This is a genomic window from Pseudenhygromyxa sp. WMMC2535 (assembly GCF_011083025.2).
In genome coordinates, this window is the sequence record NZ_JABJWV010000001.1 from 1,243,625 (window position 1) to 1,261,945 (window position 18,321).

The window sequence follows — 18,321 nt, forward strand, 5'->3', positions numbered from 1 at the left end:
AGCAGCAACGACCCGCGACGAAGACCACCCCCACCTCGAGCGAACCCTCCCACCAAAGACGCCTCGACCTGCCGCACCCATGCCCACGACGGAGATGAGCCCCTCCTCCAAAGACCCCCTCTACCCCTGCCCGCGATGGAGATGACCCCTCCTCCAAAGACACCCCTCTACCCCTGCCCGCGATGGAGATGACCCCCCTCCAAAGACACCCCCCTCTACTCCCGCCCGTGACGCAGATGAGCTCCTCCAAAGACACCCCCCTCTACTCCCGCCCGTGACGCAGATGAGCTCCTCCAAAGACACCCCCCTCTACTCCCGCCCGCGACGCAGATGAGCCCCTCCAAAGACCCCCTCTACTCCTGCCTGCGACGGAGCCTCCCTCCCGCCAAAGACGCGCACAAAAGGGGCAGCAGGGGACCCTCTCAGCGAGTTTCGCGTACGTACTGCACCTTCGACGCGACACCCCCCACCAACGCCACCGACCGCAACCCATACCCTCTCCTGAGTCAGCGAGCTGTCCGAGCGGAGAGGGTCCCCTGCTGCCCCGTGCGCGTGTCCGCCGAGCACCCCACCCTCCTCCAAAAACCATCCAACCCTCCTCCAAAAACCATCCAACCCTCCTCCAAAAACCATCCAATCTGCTATCCCCCCCCATGTCCCTGAAAGAAAGAGCCCAACGCCAAAGCGAAGCCCACTACATCCTCCCCCGCCTCCCCACCATGCAAACCGAGGTCCACGCCTTCCTCTCCGAGTCCCTCTTCGAAGCCACCGACGACCGACTCTGGCAGCAAGCCGTCACCTCCGCGAGCTACGACGGCGTCCGCGGCGTCTACCTGATGCCCGACACCCACCTCGGCTACGGCATCCCCGTCGGCGGCGTCGTCGTCACCGACGAGACCATCATCCAGTCCGGCTCCGGCTACGACATCTCCTGCGGCGTCATCTACATGCGCACGCCCCTGAGCGCGGCCGATGTCGCCGACCCCCAGCTGCGCCAGCGCTGGGTCGACGAGGTCGAGCGTCGCATCGCCACCGGCATCGGCAACCACCGCCCCGCCCTCGCCCCCGACGTCCGCGGCCACGACATGGACGAGATCCTGCGCTACGGCGCCAAGGCCCTGGGCGTCTCCGCGGATCTTTGCGAGCGCCAGTACATCCCCGTGCCCGACGAGGTCGACCTCGAGTCGATCCCCAAGGCCCGCTGCAAGTGCACTGCCCAGCTCGGCTCGGTGGGGGGCGGCAACCACTTCATCGAGATGCAGGTCGACGTCGCCGACGCCTCCGTGTGGGTGATGGTCCACTGCGGATCCCGAGGCTACGGCTGGCAGACCGCCAACCACTTCTTTCATGCGGGCGCCGAGCTCCGCGGGCTGGCCAAGAAAGCGCGCGAGCGCGCCCACCTCTACGCCGACGAGCCGCTCGGGCGGCGCTACTGGGCCCACCACAACAGCGCCGCCAACTACGCCATCGCCAACCGCCACACCATCGTGCGCGGGGTCCAAGAAGCCCTGCGCGAGGTCTTCACGACCGAGGGCGAGGTCTACTACGAGATCAGCCACAACCTCGTGCAGGAGGAGACCTTGGTGCTCCCCGACGGCAGCACCACCCGGGGCTTCGTACACCGCAAGGGCGCGACCCGGGCCTTCCCCGCCGGTCACCCCGACCTCGCGGGCACGCGCTGGGCGGGCAGCGGACACCCCTGCCTGATCCCCGGATCGATGCTCAGCGGGGCCGCGATCCTCTTCCCGCTCGCGGGGGCCTACCGCAGCGGCTGCTCGGTCAACCATGGCTCCGGGCGGGTGCTCGGTCGCGGCCAGGCCAAGCGCGAGCTCGCGGCCCGCCACGACGAGATCGACGAGGAGATGCGCAGCGTCACCCGAACCTTTGGAGCCGACGCCGAGGGCCGCGGTGGTGTCACGATCACCGGCGTCATCGGCAACACCGCGCGCACGCCCCTCGACGAGTGCGGCCACGTCTACAAGGATCTCGACGAGGTCCTCGCCGTGCTCGAGACCGAGGGCATCGCCCGCGTCGCGCATCGCCTCTACCCCGTCGCCAACATCAAAGGCACCGACTGACGCGCGCCCTCCTCGGGGTCTGTGAGCCCCCTTCTCTAACCACGAAGATGGCCAAACAGGGCAAGTGCGCGTTATGCTCACTTTGCCCTTGGCGATGCGTGGCAGGCTGAACATCTTTGCGATCGTGGCCCGCTTCATGGTCCGCACGGACCTGTCGGCGCTCGCCTTCATCGGCGTGTTCTTGCTCTTCGTCGACGTCCTCACCTGGCCGCTGCTCCTCGTCTTGATCGGCTCGCGCATGGCGATTTGGCTGTGGTGGCTGCACGAGCTCTTCCCGATCACCAGCATCGACGAAGACACGAGCCAGGCGACCCTGCTCAACCTCGACGCTGCCTTCACCCGGCTGGCCGATCGCTTCGTCCCGGTCTACGTGCTCTCGTGGGCCGCCGTCTTTGCCCTCGCGGCGATCCATGGCGCTGTGCGCATGCCCGTGGGCTTCGCCGAGATCGGTCTGGTCTGCTTCGCCGGAATGGCCGTGGTCGTGGGCATGTGGACGGTGATCCGCAGCGTGGTCGAGGGCGGCGTGGCCGAGCCGTGGCGAGCCGTCGTCGCGCGCATCGAGCAGCCCACGCTCCGCGTCGAACGCAGCGCCAGATCTCGCGAGCGCGAGCTGACATTGTCAGTCTTCGGCCTGCTCTTCTTCATCTCGCAGGCCACGGCGATCAGCGGCAGCCTGATCCACGTCTACGCCGAGCGCCAGCGCGAGCAGATGACTCGCACGGCCGCCGTCGAGCTCGCGCGCACACAGATCGAGCTCGGGGCCGAGGACGCAGTCGACCCACAGATCCAGATCCTCGCGCCCGAGCAGCTCCCGCCCGAGCTCGAAGAGGAAGACGAACGAGGGATGCGCTCGCACATCGATCCGGCCAACGCGCGCGTGCTCGTGGCCGCCCCCCTCCCCGACGGGCGCTGGGTCCTGAGCACCGCGAAGCCCGACGAGGATCTCGACTTGTTGTTCGGCACCCTCGCCCTGATCTTCGTGATGGCCTGGTTTCGCGGGATCTCCCACGGCCGCAACCTCGCCCGCTCGCACACCGCCCCCTACGCCGACATCGCGGCGCGCATCCGCACGCTGATCGACTCGGGCAAGCTGCTCGGCAGTGAGCGCGTCCCGGTGCTCCGCGGCGATGAGCACGGGCAGCTCAGCGAGAACTTCAACGATCTTCTCGACCTGCTCGAGCAGCTCACCCGCGCCTCGGCGCAGGTCGGCCACGGCGACCTGCGCGTCGAGCTCGAGGGCGAGGGCGACCTCTACGACTCCGTGCGCGCCATGGTCGATCGCCTGCGCGAGGTCGTCGGGCAGATCCGCGTCACGGCCCAGGAGCTCAGCGCGACCGCGGCCGAGCTGCTCGCGGTCACGGCCAGCCAAGAGCAGGCCGCCGGCGTGCAGTCGGAACGGATCGCGACCGTCAGCCGAGCCGTCGCCTCCCTCGCCCGCGCCGCCGAGGACATCGACCACACCGCCGTCGGCGTCCGCGACAACGCCGACCTCGCCCTCAACCGAACCCAGGAGATGTCCACGGCCCTCGAGGGCCTCGCCCGCGAGACCGGGGGGATCTCCGAACTGCTCGTGCTGATCCGCGAGGTCGCCGAACGCGCCGACCTGCTCGCGCTCAACGGCGCCCTCGAGGCCATCCGCGCGGGTGAGGCCGGGCGCAGCTTCGCCATCGTCGCGGCCGAGATGCGCCGCCTGGCCGAGCGCGTGTCCGCGGCCGTCGACGGCGTCGGAGATCGGCTCGTGACCATCGAGCGCGCCGGCGAAGACACCGCCGCCGCGACCCAGGCGAGCATCGAGCTCGCCCACGCCGTATTCGAGGCCGCGCGCAGCATCTCGACCGTGACCGAATGCCAGAGCCAGGAGACGCAGATCGTCGCCAGGGACATCGACGCCGCCGCCCATGGCCTGAGCGCCGCAGTCGCGAGCTTGGCCCAGACCCGCGCCGTCGCCGAGTCGCTGCACACGGAGGCCCTCGAGCTCGAGCGTCTGACCCGACGCTTTCAGCTCGACGCCGGCGACGACCCCTCGGCCAGCCAGTGCATGGTCGCCCTCAGCGAGTCGCGCATGGCCATGCGCGGCTCGTAGCCGAGCGCGGACCGGGCCCGCTCGATGCTCGCCCGGCTGTGCCGGATGTCTCCGGCCCGAAAGTCCTCGAAGCGCGGCTCGAGCTCGGCGACGTCGTGGCCGAGCTCGGCCATGCCCGCGCGGATCATCGCGTAGAGCTCGAGCAGGCTGGTCCGCCCGCCGAGGCCGACGTTGAACACGCCCTCGCTGGGATCCGCCGGGCGCTCGCGGCCGGCCGCGTCGACCCGCTCGGGCCAGGTCGCGGCCAGCAAGTTGGCCTGGACCACGTCCTCGACCGGGCAAAAGTCGCGGCTGGTCTGACCGTCGCCAAAGATCTTGGGCTGCTCGCCCGCGGCGAAGGTCGCCACCCACTTGGGGATCACCGCCGCGTAGGCCCCGTTGGGATCCTGGCGCGGACCGACGATGTTGAAGTAGCGCAGCGAGGCCGTGGGCAGGCCGTGGGTCCGCGTCCAGGTCTGGGCGAGGACCTCGGCGATGCGCTTTTGCCCGGCGTAGGGCGAGAGCGGCCGGCCGATCACGGCCTCGCGCTGAGCCCCGGTCTCGGCCTCGCCGGGGCAGTCGCCGTAGACCGCCGAGGACGAGGCCTGGACGAAGCTGCGCACGCGCCCGCCGAGGCGCGCGGCCTCGAGCAGGTTGAACACGCCGTCGACGTTGACCGCGTGGGCGAGGCCGGGCTCGGCCAGGGTCCGCGGCACCGAGGCCACGGCGGCCTGGTGGAGCACGTGCTCCGCCGTCGCGCAGGCAGCCGCGCAGGCCCCCGCGTCGCGGACGTCGGCCTCGACCAGCTCGAAGCGCCCAGCGGCGTCCTCGGCCCCCCGCGCCTGCGCCCCGCGGATCGCCGCGTCGAGGTTCTCGCGCTTGCCGGTGTCGAAGTTGTCGAGGCCGATGACCCGCTGGCCGAGGGCGAGCAGGTGCTCGCACAGGTGCGAGCCGATGAAGCCGGCCGCGCCCGTGACCAGCCAGGTCCGGGGCTCGGCGCGCAGAGTGTGATGAACCGTGTCGATGGTGGCGGTCACGCGCGTGATGCCTCTGGGGCCTCGTCGGCCCGGTAGGTGTAGTACTCGGAGGTGTAGCGCCGGCCCTCGTCGCGGGCGTCGAGCTCGTTGAGGACCACGCCCAGCAAGTTGGTGTCGCCCTGGCGCAGGGTCGTCAGCGCCCGGATCACGTCCGTGCGCGTGGTCGCCCGGCAGCGCGCGACGAGCACGACGCCGTCGACCCGCGGGGCCAAGATCAGCGGATCCGTGACCGGGAGCACCGGCGGCGAGTCGATGATCACCACGTCGAAGCGCTCGCGCAGCTCGGCCAGGGTCCGCCGCGCCGAGGGCGAGTCGAGCAGCTCGGCGGGGTTTTCGGGCACGCGCCCGCAGGTGATCACCGTGAGCTGCTCCGGCGCGCCCTCGAGATCGGTCTGGAGCACCTCGACGAGTTCGTGCTCGTCCTGGAGCACCGTGGCCAGGCCGTACTCTTCCTTGCCCACGGCCTGCGGAAAGACCTGGTGCAGCCGCGGCCGCCGCATGTCGGCGTCGACCAAGCAGACCTTCTTTTTGGCCTGGCAGTAGCTCAGCGCCAGGTTCATCGCCGTCGAGCTCTTGCCCTCGGAGGACGCCGGCGAGGTCACTAGCAGCACCGTGGGCTTGTCGCTCGACAACGTGAAGGCCAGGCCGGTGCGGATGCCTCGGCAGCGCTCGGCCATCAGCGACTGCGGGAAGAGGTGGGTGTAGAGGTCCCGGCGGCGCCGCTGGGCGCGGATGTTGCCCACGCCCAGGGCCGGGTCCGCGGGCAGCAGCGGGAGCTGGCCCAGGGTCGGCAGGCCGAAGCCCGCGAGCGCGCGCTCGAGGTCGGCGACGTTGCGGATCCGGTGGTCACGGAGGTCGACGACCACCGCCGCGACGCTGCCGATCATCAAGCCCGCGAACGCGGCCACGGCGATCAGCAGGCCCTTGCGCGGGCGGATCGGCCGCTCCGGGCGGGTGGCCTCGTCGAGGATCTCGACCGGGGGAATCTCGACGCGGTTGCTGACCCCGATCTCGTCGGCCCGGGTGCGCAGCTTGGCGTAGGCTTCGGCCGCGCCCTCGGCCTCGCGCTCGAGCTGACGAAAGGCCGGCTCGAGCCGACCGAGCTCCAGGGCGCGCTCGCGCTCGTTCTCGAGCGCAGCCTCGAGCCGCGTCTCGGTCTCCTGGGCGGCCTTGTTGCGCGCCTCGAGGCTGCGGACCAGGCCCTTGTTCTCCGACGCGATCCGCTCCTCGATCAGGTCGAGGCGGCGCTTGGCTTTTTGCCAGCGCGGATGCTTCTCGCCGTAGCGCAAGTCGAGCTCGTTGAAGTCGCGCTCGGCCTCCATGCGCTCGGCGAGCATGCTGTCGAAGATGATCCGCTCGCCGGAGCCGAGCAGCGAGGCCCCTGCCAGGCTGCCCTCGGACTGCAGGCGCTTGGCCTGCTTGAAGGTCGCCTCGATCGCGATGCGATCGGCCTGGGAGGTCTTGGCCGCCGACGAGAGCGTGGAGATGTTCTGGGCGATCAGGTTCTGGCGATCCTCGAGGGAGATCGAGGTGATCTTGTTCTCGCGTTTGAACTTCTCGAGCGCCCGCTCGGCCTCCTCGAGCGCCGTCGAGGCCTTGGCGAGCTCGGCCTCGACGTCGGTCTGCGCCTTGTCGCCGGTGTCCGAGCGCCGCCGGTTGATGTGCTCGAGGTAGGCCTCGACCACGGCGTTGGCGATGTCCTGGGCGACGATCGGATCGGGGTACTCGGCCGCCACCGCCATGACCCGTGAGCCGCGCACCTCCTCGACGCTGACCATGCCCTGGAGCCGGCGGACCGGGTCCGTGGCCTGCTCGGCCTCCTCGCGCTGGCGCGCGTCACGGATCCCCTCGGTCCCCAGGAAGGTCGGGTCGTCGGCGAGGCCCAGCTCCGCCAGCGCCGCCTTGCCGACCTTGCGGCTGAGGATGATCTCGCGCTGGGTTTCGAAGTATTGCTGGTAGCCGAAGCGATCACGGTCGTCTTCTTCCGTGACCCCGCGAACCTTGTCGAGGACCTGAGAACCGCCCGGGTTGACCACCAGGGTCGCCGTCGCGCGCCACTGGGGCTGGAGCATCGACGCGATCAGCACGCCCACGGCCACGGCCAGCACCGTGGTCACCAGGACCACCAGCCAGCGCCGGCCGAGGATCCCGAGCACCTTCATCAGCGCGTCCAGAGCGTCCGTCGCCCCCGAGCCCTCGGCGTGGGGATCACTCGAACCGGGCGTATTACCCTGGGGTCCGAGTGTGCTCCCCGACACGGCTGTCTGGGGCGAAAAAGGCGGCTGCTCCATCGCTTGGTCGAGCTTAGGTGGGCTCGGGGGACATGTCCAAAGCCGCGCGGATCCTTCGCCGGCGCGGGCGCCTGGCCATGACCAGGCGTTCGGCCGCGCGGGGCTGAATGTGTGAACAGAGCGAGGGGCGGGCACGAGCCGGGCGAGAAGCGGCCAAGATCGACGCCTGGCGGCCGCCTTCACTACGCACCCACGCTCAGACTGCTAACCTCGACGAGGAAGCTCGCTCGCCACTTACCCATGCAGATCAGCGAAGAAGAGCATCGCATGCTGATCGAGCACACCCACGGCCACGTCGAAGTCCACGAGAGGGCCCCGGGGGTGTTTGTGACCCGCTACTACGGCACCGCGTCCGTGATCGTCGTCGATCCGATTTCCAAGCGCTTTGACCAACGCATCGCCGAAGGCCACCGCGTCAGCATGGCCATCGACGCCACGGATCTCGCCTTCTTCGAGGCTGAATTCCGCCGGCGGTGGACCGATTGGATGCGCGACAACAAAGAGCAGCTCGACGACGTTCATCTGCTGTTCAGCTCGCGCCTGGTGATGATGGGCGCGGCCTTGGTCAACGCGACCATCGGCCCGAAGATCAAGAGCTTCGCCAATCGCGACGAATTCGAAGCGGCGATTCAGGCACAGATCGACGCCCGCGCGGCGCAGCCCGTGTCCACGGGTTGAGCGCAAGCGCGCCTGCGACCGGCCCCTTCTCCGGGTAGGCGACACCCGAGCGGCGGGGGCGCGTCGACATTTGTGTCTCCAAGCCAGGCTAAAAACGAAGCGCGCCGCGTCATCGTGGCGAGCTTCCACACTGTGGAGACCCCGCCCGGGGGGGCGGGCGGTCATTGCTCGACATCGCGCCTCGCCCTAGGAGCCACGCGCAAGCCACCTCGGGCAGCTCCGCGCCTGAGCCTCGGGGCAGGTGGTCGACTCGCGCCCAAACGGTGAAACAAGCCCATCGAGTGCGTCGACATTGCCGATCCGAGTGTCACTTCGATCGCCACCTCCGCCCCAATTGCCAGCTCTGGGCCTCAGCTCAGCGCGAAGGTGGCACGCCGGTGAGGTAGACGACCGCCACCGGACTCGACGGCCAGCGCACTCGCCCCGCCTGCCACTCGTAGTCGGGGCCGACCTCGCGCGCCATCGCGAGCATCTCCTCGGGGTGATAGGAGCGCATGCAAGAGACCATGCCGTCGAAGGTCGTGAGCGCGGGGATCAGCGGCAAGAGGTAGGTGAACACGAAGAAGCCCGCGCGCCGATGCTGGGCGAAAGGCAGCAAGGCGAGGGCGAGGGGGAACATGGTCAGTGAGACGAAGCAGGTCGAGTAGGGGCGGCGCTCGGTGAGCTCGAAGACACCGACCCCTCTCCCCGCGGCGACGGCATTGGCGAGCACGCGCTTGGCCTGCTCGGGGTCGAAGTGGTGAAAGGCGATGAAGAGCGTGCGAAAGCCCGGCATGTCTTCGGGCACGTCGAGGGCGTTGACGGGCTCGAGATGGGGAGAGCACAGGCCACCGGTGCCCCGCTGTAGATCCTCCATCGCCTCGGCGTCGGGGTAGAGGTCGGTCAGGAGGACATGGTCGATGCGCGGATCGTCGGCGACCCGCGAGGCGAGGCGGTCCCAGGGGCCTCCGGCGCCAGAGCAGAGATCGAGGACCTTGGTCGTCCCGCTCGCCTGCATGGCACGGAGCAGTACCTCGATGACGGCGTCGTAGGCCGGGAGCGTGCTCGAGATCTGCTGAAGCACGGCCCGCATGCCGTCCCGAAGCACGCGGGGACACCAGGGCTGTTCGTGGAGCTCGATCAGATGGAGGCGAGGCATGGCTCGAGCATACGCGCTGCGCCGACCACAGGCTCGCGAAGATACGCGGAATGTCTTCGGGCGCCGTCTACGAAGACCCCTCCGAGACCAGGGGCACTCGAGTCGAGACACCTGGCGTCAGCCCACGAGCCGCCTCGAGCCCAACGAGGAGGCGCAAGCTCGAGGGTCAGCAAAAACAGTCGAGCGCAACGACGGCGCAGTGCAGCTTGCCGTCCTCGAAGGTGCCGTCGTCGTAGCCACCCACGCACAGCGCATCCTCCAGGCACGGCGTATCGTCGAGATCACAGCCCGCGGGGACCGGCGAACAAAAGGGGTCGGGATAGAAGAACTCGGCCTCCATTCCCTCGTAGCAGGGATCATAGTCACAATCGAGCCCAGGCACCACGCAGATGTCCCCACCGACGCAGGTGTCTTCACCACAAGACACGCTCTCGCTGGTGTCGCTCGTCGTCTCGCCTTCGCTCGTCGTCTCGCCTTCGCCCGTCGTCTCGCCTTCGCCCGTCGTCTCGCCTTCACCCGTCGTCTCACCCTCGCCCGTCGTCTCACCCTCGCCCGTCGTCTCACCCTCGCCCGTCGTCTCACCTTCCGTGGTCTCACCTTCCGTGGTCTCACCTTCTGTGGTCTCGGTGGACGAGCCCACGTCATCGTCGACCCCGTCTGCGGGACAACCGGCGAGCAACATCCATAGGCCCGCACCAACTACCCAAGCTCGCATGTCATGGATCATCATGATCCAACTCTAGCAGCGCAGACCCGCCACGAGGGGCGGCCACGAGGTGCCATCGCCGGGCAAGGCCTCCCCCTCGACGCCGCCACACGGGCGATGGGCGACGTCGAAGAGGCGCGGCAGGGCGACGCTCCGAGCGCCCTCAGAGCGCGGGTGGCTCCTCAGCCCGCAGGCGCGACCCGCCAGATCCGCGAGCTCTCCGGATGCGGCGGGACCAACCCGAGGATCGTCTCCGCCAAATACACATCCCCCCAGGCGTTGGTCCCAAAGGTCGAGATGTTCTCGGGCTGCGCGACCTCGCCCAGGAAGTCCACGCTCTGCCCGTCCCAGACCAGCGCCCACATGCTGTTGAGCACGTAGTCCGCGAAGAAGTAGCGCCCGTCCCAGGCCGGGACCTCGCAGGAGTGATAGACGTAACCGGCGCTGATCGAGCGCTGGGCCCCGCCGTAGTCGTAGATCGGCGCGATGTAGCCGTCGACGTTGGCGGTGTTCGGATCGGCCGTGGTGTCGCAGTCGTCCTGGCCGTAGCAGTGGTTGCCCTCCATCGGGCGCCAGCCATAATTTTTCCCGGGCTCGATGATGTCGAGCTCCTCCCAGGCGTTTTGCCCGACGTCGCCGGCGTACATCCACCCGGTCGCGGGGTCCCAGCCAAAGCGCCAGGGGTTGCGGAGCCCATAGGCCCAGATCTCCGGCAGCACGTCCGCATCGTCGACGAAGGGGTTGTCGGCGGGGATCGAGTAGCCCTCGTCTCCGCTCGGCGTGATGTCGACGCGCATGATCTTGCCAAAGTAGGTGCTCAGATCTTGCGCGCGGTTGTTGGGGTCGCCCTGATCCCCGCCGTCGCCGATCGAGAAGTAGAGGTAGCCGTCGGGTCCAAACGCGACCTGACCGCCGTTGTGGTTGCCCAGGGGCTGGGACTTCTCGTAGATGATCCGCTCGCTGTCCGGGTCGACCGCGTCGGGGTTTTCGGGGTCGAGGCTGAACTCGGACACGCGCGAGCGCAGCTCCCCCGAAGGGCTGTAGTGCACGTAGACCCGCGGGTCCTCGGGGAAGTCCGGGTGGAAGTCCATGGACAAGAGGCCCATCTCCGAGAAGTCGCTGACCTCCACGCTCAAGAAGGGCTCGGCGTTCGCCGTGGTGCTGCCCGGCTCGACGATCACCACCGTGCCGCTCTTGAGGGTGACGAACAGGCGATCGGGCTGCTCGGGGTGGCCGATCACGAAGGTCGGCGCGCTCAGGTTCTCGGCGACGAGCTCGAGCTCGACCTCGGGGTCGCCGTCCACGGGCTCGTAGGGACAAGGCGGGATGTCCTCGCCGGTCGTGCCCGTGTCCGTGTCCGTCTCGCTGTCCGTGTCGGCGGTCTCGCTGCCCGACTCGCCCGCGCTCGTCGAGCCCGATTCGCTGGTGTCCCCCGTGCTCGAGTCCGTGCCCGTGTCGGCGGTGGTCGACGAGCCGCTCTCCCCGATCTCCTCGTCACTCGAGCCGCTGTCGCCACAGGCGAAGAGCGCGAGCGCCACGGTCAGGCTGGGCGTGAGGGTGAGTGCAAGCCTCGTACGCATGCGCGCACGCTAGCAGCCCGGGGACTTTCTCGCAGCCCAGACACGAAGCAGACGCGAAGCAGACACGAACCAGCGCGCGCTCACTTGGTCGACACGCAAAACGCCCGCGGCGACTTGTTGACCTGGGGCTTGAGCAGCACGCGGCCGCTGAGCATCTCCAGGGCCTTGGCGTTGACCCCCTCGGTCTCTTTGGTCCAGTACAGCAGCTTGTCGACCCCGACGTTGCGGAAGCTCTGGATCTCCGAGGCGCTCGCCATGCGCCACTTGCTGAAGCCGTTGGTCTTGGCGCGCTTGAGCTTGGCGCAGTAGCTGCGCGCGAAGGTGTAAGAGCCGTTGGGCCCGCGCGACTTGGGCGTGTAGAGCGTGCCGGCCTGGTAGACCTTGGTGAGATCGGGCTTGGTCTTGTTCGAGTTCGAGTTCGAGTTCGAGTTCGACCCACCGCTGTTCGAATTCGAATTCGAGTTCGAGCTCGAACCACCGCTGCTCGAGCTCGAGCCCTCGTCGTCGCCCTCGCCGGCCTCGGTCTCGCTCTCGCCGCTCTCGTCCGCGGTCTCGCTGCCCTCGTCCGCGGTCTCGCTGCCCGCCGTCCCGCTCTCGTCGGTCCCCTCGGTCTCGAGCGGCAAGTCGGCGAGCGGCTCACCGCTCTCGCCGCTCTCGCTGCCCGCGACGACCACCTCCTGCGTGCTCTCGCCGCCGAACTCGATCAGCCCCATGGACCAGGCCAGGGCCGCGCCGCCCCCGAGGAGCCCGAGCATGCCCAGGCCGACCACCCAGCCGACCCAGCCACGCTTGCGGCGGCGGCCACCGCGGCCATCGGGCCGCTCGTCGCCGTCGCCAAAGCTGCCCCTGCTGCCCATGGACCAGCTCTGATCCGGCCCGGCGAGGTTGGGGTCGAGCTCCGTGGACCAGGTCTGCCCCTGCGCCTGAGCGCCCGGGTGCGTGGTCCGTGTCGGGTTTGGGGCGCCGGCGTGAAAGCCAGCGGAGGTCGCCATGGTCTGCGCCGAGCCCATGGTCGCGCCGCCCATGGTGCCCATGGGAGCGGAGCCAGGCGCCACCGTCGGAGCCCTTGGCGCGCTCGTCGGCGTCTGCGGCGGCTCGAAGGCGGCCGTGGCCGCGAGCGCTGGATCCGAGCCGGGCACGCGCGTCCCCAGCCCAGCCGAGGTCCCCGCCGAGGTCCCCGCCGAGGTCATGGCCATGCTGCCCTGCACGGGCGTGACCGCAGGCGGCCGGTCCCCCGCCTGGGCCTGGTGGATCGCAGCCATGGCCGCGGCCGCCGAGGGGTCCAGGGCCATCGCCATGGTCTTGCCCGTGCGCACCGGCGCGGCCGGGCGCTCGCCCTCGGCGACGATCTGCTGGAAGGGCGCGAGCGCCTCGTGGAGCTCGCTGGCGGTCTGGTAGCGCTGGTCGGGCTGCTTTTGCAGGCAGCGCTCGACGACGGCGATCAGCCCCGGGGGGAGCTCCGGGGCGTACTTGCGCAGCGGCTCGGGCTCCTCGGTGGACAGGGCCAGGAGCAGCGCGGCCATGGTCTTGCCGCGGAAGGGCTCGAGCCCGGCGATCGCCCGGTAGAGCATCACACCCATGGCCCAGATGTCCGTGCGCGCGTCGACGTTGGCGGCCCCGGCCGCCTGCTCCGGCGACATGTACTCGGGCGTACCCATGACCACGTTGGCGCCGGTCCGCCCGCCGCCGGGATCCTCGGTGAACTTCGAGATCCCGAAGTCCATCAGCTTGACCAGCATGCGCCCGGGCTCGGGCTCGTGGAGGAACACGTTCTCGGGCTTGAGGTCGCGGTGGATGATGCCCGCGGCGTGGGCCGCCTCGAGGCCGACGAGGGCCTCGCGGATGATCAGCACGGCCAGCGAGGGGTCGATGCGCCCCTGGCTCTCGAGCAGCTCGGCGAAGCTCTGCCCGACCAGCATCTCCATGACGATGTAGGGGCCAAGCGGCGACTCGCCGAGGTCGAGGATGTCGCAGATGTGCGGGTTGCCGATGCGCCCGGCCGAGGTCGCCTCGTTTTGGAAGCGATGCAAGGTCCGCGGGTTGCGGGCGTACTCGGGGTGCATGAGCTTGATCGCCACCCGCTTGCGGACGCGATAGTTCTCGGCCATCCACACCGTGCTCATGCCGCCCTCGCCGAGCTTGCGCACGAAGCGGAAGCGGTGATCGAGGACCCGACCCTCGAGCGCCAGCACCCGGTTGGTGTTCGGGCAGATCAGGATCTCTTCGGGGTGGTTCGCCCCGCAGTGAGGGCACGCCTCGAGCGGCTTCCCGGCCTCGCCCATGAGCCTGGAGATATAGCAGCCCGGGCCTGAATCCACCACGCAGGCGGCCGCGTGGCCGCGCTCACCGAGCGCGAGCCTGGGCCCAAGGCCCCCTCACGCGTGCTCCCCGTGCACCTCGCCCTCCCCGCGAGGTCCACCCCCCGCGGCGCGCGTCCGCGGCCGCGGCGAGCCCGGGGCTCGCGTGCCTGGGCCGGAGCCCTCGGCTATGGTCCCTGTCGTGCGCCCGAAGATCGCCATGACTCGGCCCCGGGCCGCGCTCGCGGCCCTGCTCTCGAGCACAGCGCTGTGCCTGGCAGCCTGCGACACCGAGCGTCCGCCGGCCCCGGACAAAGACGACCCGCGAGCCACAGGCAGCCCCGCCCAGCCCGACCAGGCGCGAGCGGCCGCCCCACCCAGCGCGCCCAGCCAGGACCCCGCGCCGGAGCAGGGCGCCCCGCCCAGCACCCAGCCACGGCCCAGCCCACGCGCGGACGCCCAGCCGGCCCAGCAGCCCGCGCCCGGCCAGCCAGGCGCGAGCACCCTCGTCCCGAGCCTCTCGGCCGGCGCCGCCATCGAGGACGAGCGCAACTCCATCTCCGTGTTCGAGGCCGCCGCCCCGGCCACGGTGTTCATCACCCAGTCGCAGCTGGTCCGCAACCGCTTCACCCTGCGCGTCGACCAGATCCCCGCGGGCACCGGCAGCGGCTTCATCTGGGACGCGCGCGGCCACATCGTCACCAACTTCCACGTCGTCGCCGGCGGCGACAGCTTCTCGGTCACGCTCTTCGACGATCGCACCGTGCCCGCGCGCTTCGTCGGCGGCGACCCCAAGCGCGACATCGCGGTGCTCGCCCTCGAGCTCGACGCGGACGCGGCCGCCGAGCTGACCCCGGTGGCGCGACCGGCCAAGGGCCAGCCGCTGATCGTCGGTCAAAAGACCCTGGCGATCGGCAACCCCTTCGGCCTCGACCACACCCTGACCGTGGGCGTGATCTCGGCCCTCGACCGCGAGGTCCTCGGCTACGGCGGGGTCACGATCCGCAACATGATCCAGACCGACGCGTCGATCAATCCCGGCAACTCCGGCGGGCCGCTGCTCGACTCCGCCGGCCAGCTGATCGGCATGAACACGATGATCTACTCGAAGACCGGGTCCTCGGCGGGGATCGGCTTCGCCGTCCCGGTCGACACCATCACCCGCCTGGTCCCGCAGATCATCGAGTACGGCCAGCCGCGCCGGGCCTCCCTCGGCATCGAGGTCGTCCCCGATCGCCTCGCCGCCCGGGCCAAGATCCAGGGCGTGATCATCGAAAAAGTCTCGCCCCAGGGGCCCGCGCACCAGGCCGGCCTCCAGGGCCTGCGCCGCCGCGGCCGGGACATCCTCCTCGGCGACGTGATCGTCGGCATCGACGACTACGCCGTGGCCAGCTTCGACGACCTCTTCAACGCCCTCGACAACTTCGAGCCCGGCGACAGCGTGGCGGTCAAGGTCCAGCGCGCGGGGGAGGTGTTTGCGATCGAGGCCGTCCTCGAGGTCGTCTCGGGCGACTGAGCGCGAGCCCACGAGCGGGCTCGCTGGCGACGAGCTGGCGCGCCGCCGACGAGCTGGGTGCGCGGCTCGAGGCCGGTGGCCCACGCGCGCGCCTCGGTCCGACGCGCGCGCGTCAGCGCAGCTCGCCGAGCGAGCGCCCGCTCGTCCGCGCACGCCTCGGTCGCTCGCGCCCGCGCATGGTCATCGCCCTGGCGATCCCTGCCTGGAGGTTGCTACAGGTCACGATCCCCTCGAGCTCGACGCCGAGGCCCACGAGGGTCTGGGCGACGGTCGGCGACACACCCACGAGGATGCCCTTCGCGCCGAGCATCTTCCCGGCCCGCATCGCCCGGAGCAGGATGTCGGCGGCCGCCGAGTCGATCACCGGCACGCCGGTCACGTCGCAGATCACGACCTCGGCCCGCGCCTGGCCGATGGCCGCGAGCAGGACCTCCATGAGCTGCTCGCCGCGGTCGGTGTCGATCGTCCCGACCAGGGGGAGCACGAGGATCCCGTCGTGCACGGGGACGACCGGGGTCGACAGCTCGCGCACGGTCTCGAGCAGCTTGGCCTGGCGCGCGTTGGCGGCCTCGAGCTCCTCGACGCGGCGCTGGCGGTCGCGATCGGCCCGGAGGCGCGAGAGCGCGAGCGCGAGCTGACAGCCGAAGGTGACCATCATGACGACGTCGTCCTCGCCGATGTCGACCTCGGCCTGGCCCGCGGCGATCACCCCGTGGATCGTGTCGCCGACGCGGATCGGCGTGATCATCGCGTTGCGCAGCTTGGCCTCGCGCGCGAGCTGACCCCAGCCCTCCGCGTCCGCGCGCGCGACCGCGTCGCGGATGACCACCGGCTCCCCGGTGATCGCCACGTCGACGATCTTCATGAAGCCCTTCTTCAGGGGGAATTCCTTGACCTCTGGCGAGCGCTCGGCCGCCCCCGCGGCCGCCCGTGGACGCAGCACCCCCGCCTTCGCGTCGATCATCGCTACGACCGAGTCGACCATGCCGAACTCATCGACCAGCAGCCTGGCCGCGGCGGCGAGCAGCTCGTCCTCGTCCTCGATCTCGCCGAGCATCTCGACGGCCCGGCGCATGCCCAGCCAGCGCTTGAGTTGAATCCTGCGGTGCACCCGAGCCTCGACGCGCTCGCGCGATTCGGATGCGACCAACTGTTCGCTCCCGTGCATTTCCACTGCGATGACTATAGGGTTGAAATATCTCGCCGACTCGAAATTTACGCCGCCCGAGCGATTCCAAGCCTGGTCATTCGCGGATTGGTCGGTGTCGTCAATCAATCGCCATTCTCGAGCCCGTACTTTCGAACCCGCAGGCCCATTCGTCGCTCGCTGATCCCGAGCGCCCTCGCCGCTGCCGCCCGGTTGCCATCGCTCGCGGCCAGCGCCTCGCGCAGCATCCGGGCCTCGAGCGCCTCGAGGGCCTCGTCGAGGGTCGCCCCCGCGGGCGGGGTGAAGGCCAGCTCGCTCGCGTCCGCGGCCGCCTCCCCCTCGTCGACCTCGCGACCGCGCAGCGTCGCCGGCAGGTGCTCGACTCGCAGCACGCCTCCGTTGGCCAGGAGCACGGCCCGCTCGATGCAATTTTGCAGCTCGCGGACGTTGCCCGGCCAGTCCCAGCCGTAGAGCAGATCCGCGGCGCGCCGCGAGATTCGGGTGACCGGCGGCTGCTGCTCGGCGCCGTAGCGATCGACGAAAAAATTGGCGAGCTCGAGGATGTCGGAGCGACGATCTCGAAGCGCCGGGAGCACGATCTCGAACACGTTGAGTCGGTAATAGAGGTCTTCTCGAAATCGCCCCTGGGCGAGGGCGCCCTCGAGGTCGATGTGCGTGGCCGCGAGCACCCGGACGTCGCAGGCCAAGGTCCGCGTCCCGCCCAGGCGCTCGAAGCAGCGCTCCTGCAAGACGCGCAGCAGCTTGACCTGGGTCGCCGGTCGCAGCTCGCCGATCTCGTCGAGGAAGATCGTCCCGCCGTTGGCGAGTTCGAAGCGACCCTTGCGGGTCTCGATCGCCCCGGTGAAGGCCCCGCGCTCGTGGCCAAAGAGCTCGCTCTCCAGGGTCGCCTCGGGCAGGGCCGCGCAATTGATGGCCACGAAGGGCGCGGCGGCTCGCTTGGACGCGAAGTGGATCGCCCTGGCCACCAGCTCCTTGCCGGTCCCGCTCTCGCCACGCAGCAGCACCGTGGTGTTGGTCGGCGCGACTCGGGCGATCTTCTCGTAGACCGCGAGCATCGACTTGTCGCTCCCGACCATGTTGGCGATGCGGAAGCGCCCGCGCAGCTCGGCCTGGAGCCGGCGGTTCTCGGCCTCGATCTCCCGCCTGCGCTCCACCGCCCGACCGCGCAGCTGCAGCGCGCGACCAAACATCTCGGCCACGACCTCGACGAGCTCGACGTCGGCCTGGAGCACGCGCGGGTCGGCGGCGTGGCGGTCGACCGAGAGCGTGCCCACGACCTGGCCGTCGGCGAGGCGGACGGGCGCGCAGATGAAGGAGATGCCCTCGGGCTGCGTGCGCCCGAGGCGGTTGAGGAACTTGGGGCTCGAGCCGTGCACGACCCGCGTCCGCCCGCTCTCGAACACCCGCCCGACGATGCCCTCGCCAAAGCGATAGCGGCCGCTGCGGACCTGCTGCTCGGTCAGGCCGACCGCCTCCTCGATGCGGATCTCACCGCTCTCGGGATCCACCAATGTCAGGTAGGGATGCGCCATCCCCGGGCGCTCCGCGAGGATCCGCAGCATCCCGTCGATGGCGTCGCGCAGATCCATGCGCTCGGTGGGGCCAGAAGTGGAGGTCATGCCTACAAAAATGTAGGATGGATCCATAATCCTACGCAAACGTAGGCATGCGCGTGATCGTACATTGTTGAATTCACTAAACTTTTCCAGAATTGCGGACGGAATGAGGCTTGCGTGAATATTCGTGAGATGGATCTCTCCCCAATCCTGC

Annotated in this window: 13 protein-coding genes; 4 read left to right on the plus strand and 9 right to left on the minus strand. The window is 69.7% G+C overall.

The window, feature by feature from the left end:
• Window positions 1-719: 719 nt before the first annotated feature.
• Together G6O69_RS04540 and G6O69_RS04545 are read left to right on the plus strand one after the other, a co-directional pair.
• Window positions 720-2,078, plus strand: coding sequence for an RtcB family protein (locus G6O69_RS04540; RefSeq protein ID WP_255215693.1), 1,359 nt, complete (start codon window positions 720-722; stop codon window positions 2,076-2,078).
• A 94-nt stretch (window positions 2,079-2,172) separates the two neighbouring features.
• Entirely contained in the window at window positions 2,173-4,161 is a 1,989-nt protein-coding gene (locus G6O69_RS04545) for a methyl-accepting chemotaxis protein (protein WP_172302307.1), read from the plus strand.
• Here the strand turns inward: G6O69_RS04545 and G6O69_RS04550 are convergent.
• The 3 genes from G6O69_RS04550 to G6O69_RS04560 form a co-directional block, all read right to left on the minus strand.
• Entirely contained in the window at window positions 4,077-5,177 is a 1,101-nt protein-coding gene (locus G6O69_RS04550) for an NAD-dependent epimerase/dehydratase family protein (RefSeq protein WP_346017001.1), read from the minus strand. The genes G6O69_RS04545 and G6O69_RS04550 overlap by 85 nt on opposite strands.
• Window positions 5,174-7,339 carry a polysaccharide biosynthesis tyrosine autokinase gene (locus G6O69_RS04555; RefSeq protein ID WP_217909768.1) on the minus strand — a complete coding sequence of 722 codons (2,166 nt, stop codon included), beginning with the start codon at window positions 7,337-7,339 and terminating at the stop codon, window positions 5,174-5,176. Before G6O69_RS04555 ends, G6O69_RS04550 begins: the two co-directional genes overlap by 4 nt.
• Before the next feature lie 142 nt (window positions 7,340-7,481).
• A complete protein-coding gene (locus G6O69_RS04560; protein WP_176396624.1) occupies window positions 7,482-7,658 on the minus strand; it encodes a hypothetical protein in 177 nt (58 codons plus the stop codon).
• Window positions 7,659-7,708: 50 nt separating this feature from the next.
• On the opposite strand from G6O69_RS04560, the gene G6O69_RS04565 reads away from it, so the two are divergent.
• Window positions 7,709-8,146 carry a hypothetical protein gene (locus tag G6O69_RS04565; RefSeq protein ID WP_176396625.1) on the plus strand — a complete coding sequence of 146 codons (438 nt, stop codon included), beginning with the start codon at window positions 7,709-7,711 and terminating at the stop codon, window positions 8,144-8,146.
• 355 nt (window positions 8,147-8,501) lie between these two features.
• Here G6O69_RS04565 and G6O69_RS04570 read toward each other — a convergent pair whose 3' ends face one another.
• The 4 genes from G6O69_RS04570 to G6O69_RS04585 form a co-directional block, all read right to left on the minus strand.
• The gene (locus G6O69_RS04570; RefSeq protein WP_172302310.1) at window positions 8,502-9,284 is read right to left on the minus strand and encodes a class I SAM-dependent methyltransferase; all 783 of its coding nucleotides are present in this window, start codon (window positions 9,282-9,284) and stop codon (window positions 8,502-8,504) included.
• A gap of 166 nt (window positions 9,285-9,450) precedes the next feature.
• Window positions 9,451-10,014, minus strand: coding sequence for a hypothetical protein (locus tag G6O69_RS04575; RefSeq protein WP_176396626.1), 564 nt, complete (start codon window positions 10,012-10,014; stop codon window positions 9,451-9,453).
• A gap of 158 nt (window positions 10,015-10,172) precedes the next feature.
• Window positions 10,173-11,570: a PQQ-dependent sugar dehydrogenase gene (locus tag G6O69_RS04580; protein ID WP_172302311.1), complete on the minus strand. Its 1,398-nt coding sequence runs from the start codon at window positions 11,568-11,570 to the stop codon at window positions 10,173-10,175.
• Between the two features lie 80 nt (window positions 11,571-11,650).
• Complete coding sequence (locus G6O69_RS04585; RefSeq protein ID WP_176396627.1) at window positions 11,651-13,891, minus strand: serine/threonine-protein kinase; 2,241 nt, start codon at window positions 13,889-13,891, stop codon at window positions 11,651-11,653.
• Window positions 13,892-14,069: 178 nt separating this feature from the next.
• Here G6O69_RS04585 and G6O69_RS04590 point away from each other — a divergent pair, with 178 nt between their 5' ends.
• Complete coding sequence (locus tag G6O69_RS04590; protein ID WP_346017002.1) at window positions 14,070-15,383, plus strand: trypsin-like peptidase domain-containing protein; 1,314 nt, start codon at window positions 14,070-14,072, stop codon at window positions 15,381-15,383.
• Between the two features lie 112 nt (window positions 15,384-15,495).
• Here the strand turns inward: G6O69_RS04590 and G6O69_RS04595 are convergent, their stop codons facing one another.
• Both G6O69_RS04595 and G6O69_RS04600 read right to left on the minus strand, forming a co-directional pair.
• On the minus strand, window positions 15,496-16,533 hold the full coding sequence (locus G6O69_RS04595; RefSeq protein ID WP_172302313.1) for an STAS domain-containing protein: 1,038 nt from the start codon (window positions 16,531-16,533) through the stop codon (window positions 15,496-15,498).
• 122 nt (window positions 16,534-16,655) lie between these two features.
• Window positions 16,656-18,170, minus strand: coding sequence for a sigma 54-interacting transcriptional regulator (locus tag G6O69_RS04600; RefSeq protein WP_172302314.1), 1,515 nt, complete (start codon window positions 18,168-18,170; stop codon window positions 16,656-16,658).
• Between the last annotated feature and the right edge of the window lie 151 nt (window positions 18,171-18,321).

Excerpts from the sequence above, each read along its gene's own strand:
- G6O69_RS04570 (WP_172302310.1), bottom strand. The coding sequence starts at position 9,284 with ATGCCTCGCCTCCATCTGATCGAGCTCCACGAACAGCCCTGGTGTCCC.
- G6O69_RS04565 (WP_176396625.1), top strand. The coding sequence starts at position 7,709 with ATGCAGATCAGCGAAGAAGAGCATCGCATGCTGATCGAGCACACCCAC.
- G6O69_RS04580 (WP_172302311.1), bottom strand. The coding sequence starts at position 11,570 with ATGCGTACGAGGCTTGCACTCACCCTCACGCCCAGCCTGACCGTGGCG.
- G6O69_RS04555 (WP_217909768.1), bottom strand. The coding sequence starts at position 7,339 with ATGAAGGTGCTCGGGATCCTCGGCCGGCGCTGGCTGGTGGTCCTGGTG.
- G6O69_RS04600 (WP_172302314.1), bottom strand. The coding sequence starts at position 18,170 with ATGACCTCCACTTCTGGCCCCACCGAGCGCATGGATCTGCGCGACGCC.
- G6O69_RS04545 (WP_172302307.1), top strand. The coding sequence starts at position 2,173 with ATGCGTGGCAGGCTGAACATCTTTGCGATCGTGGCCCGCTTCATGGTC.
- G6O69_RS04575 (WP_176396626.1), bottom strand. The coding sequence starts at position 10,014 with ATGATGATCCATGACATGCGAGCTTGGGTAGTTGGTGCGGGCCTATGG.
- G6O69_RS04540 (WP_255215693.1), top strand. The coding sequence starts at position 720 with ATGCAAACCGAGGTCCACGCCTTCCTCTCCGAGTCCCTCTTCGAAGCC.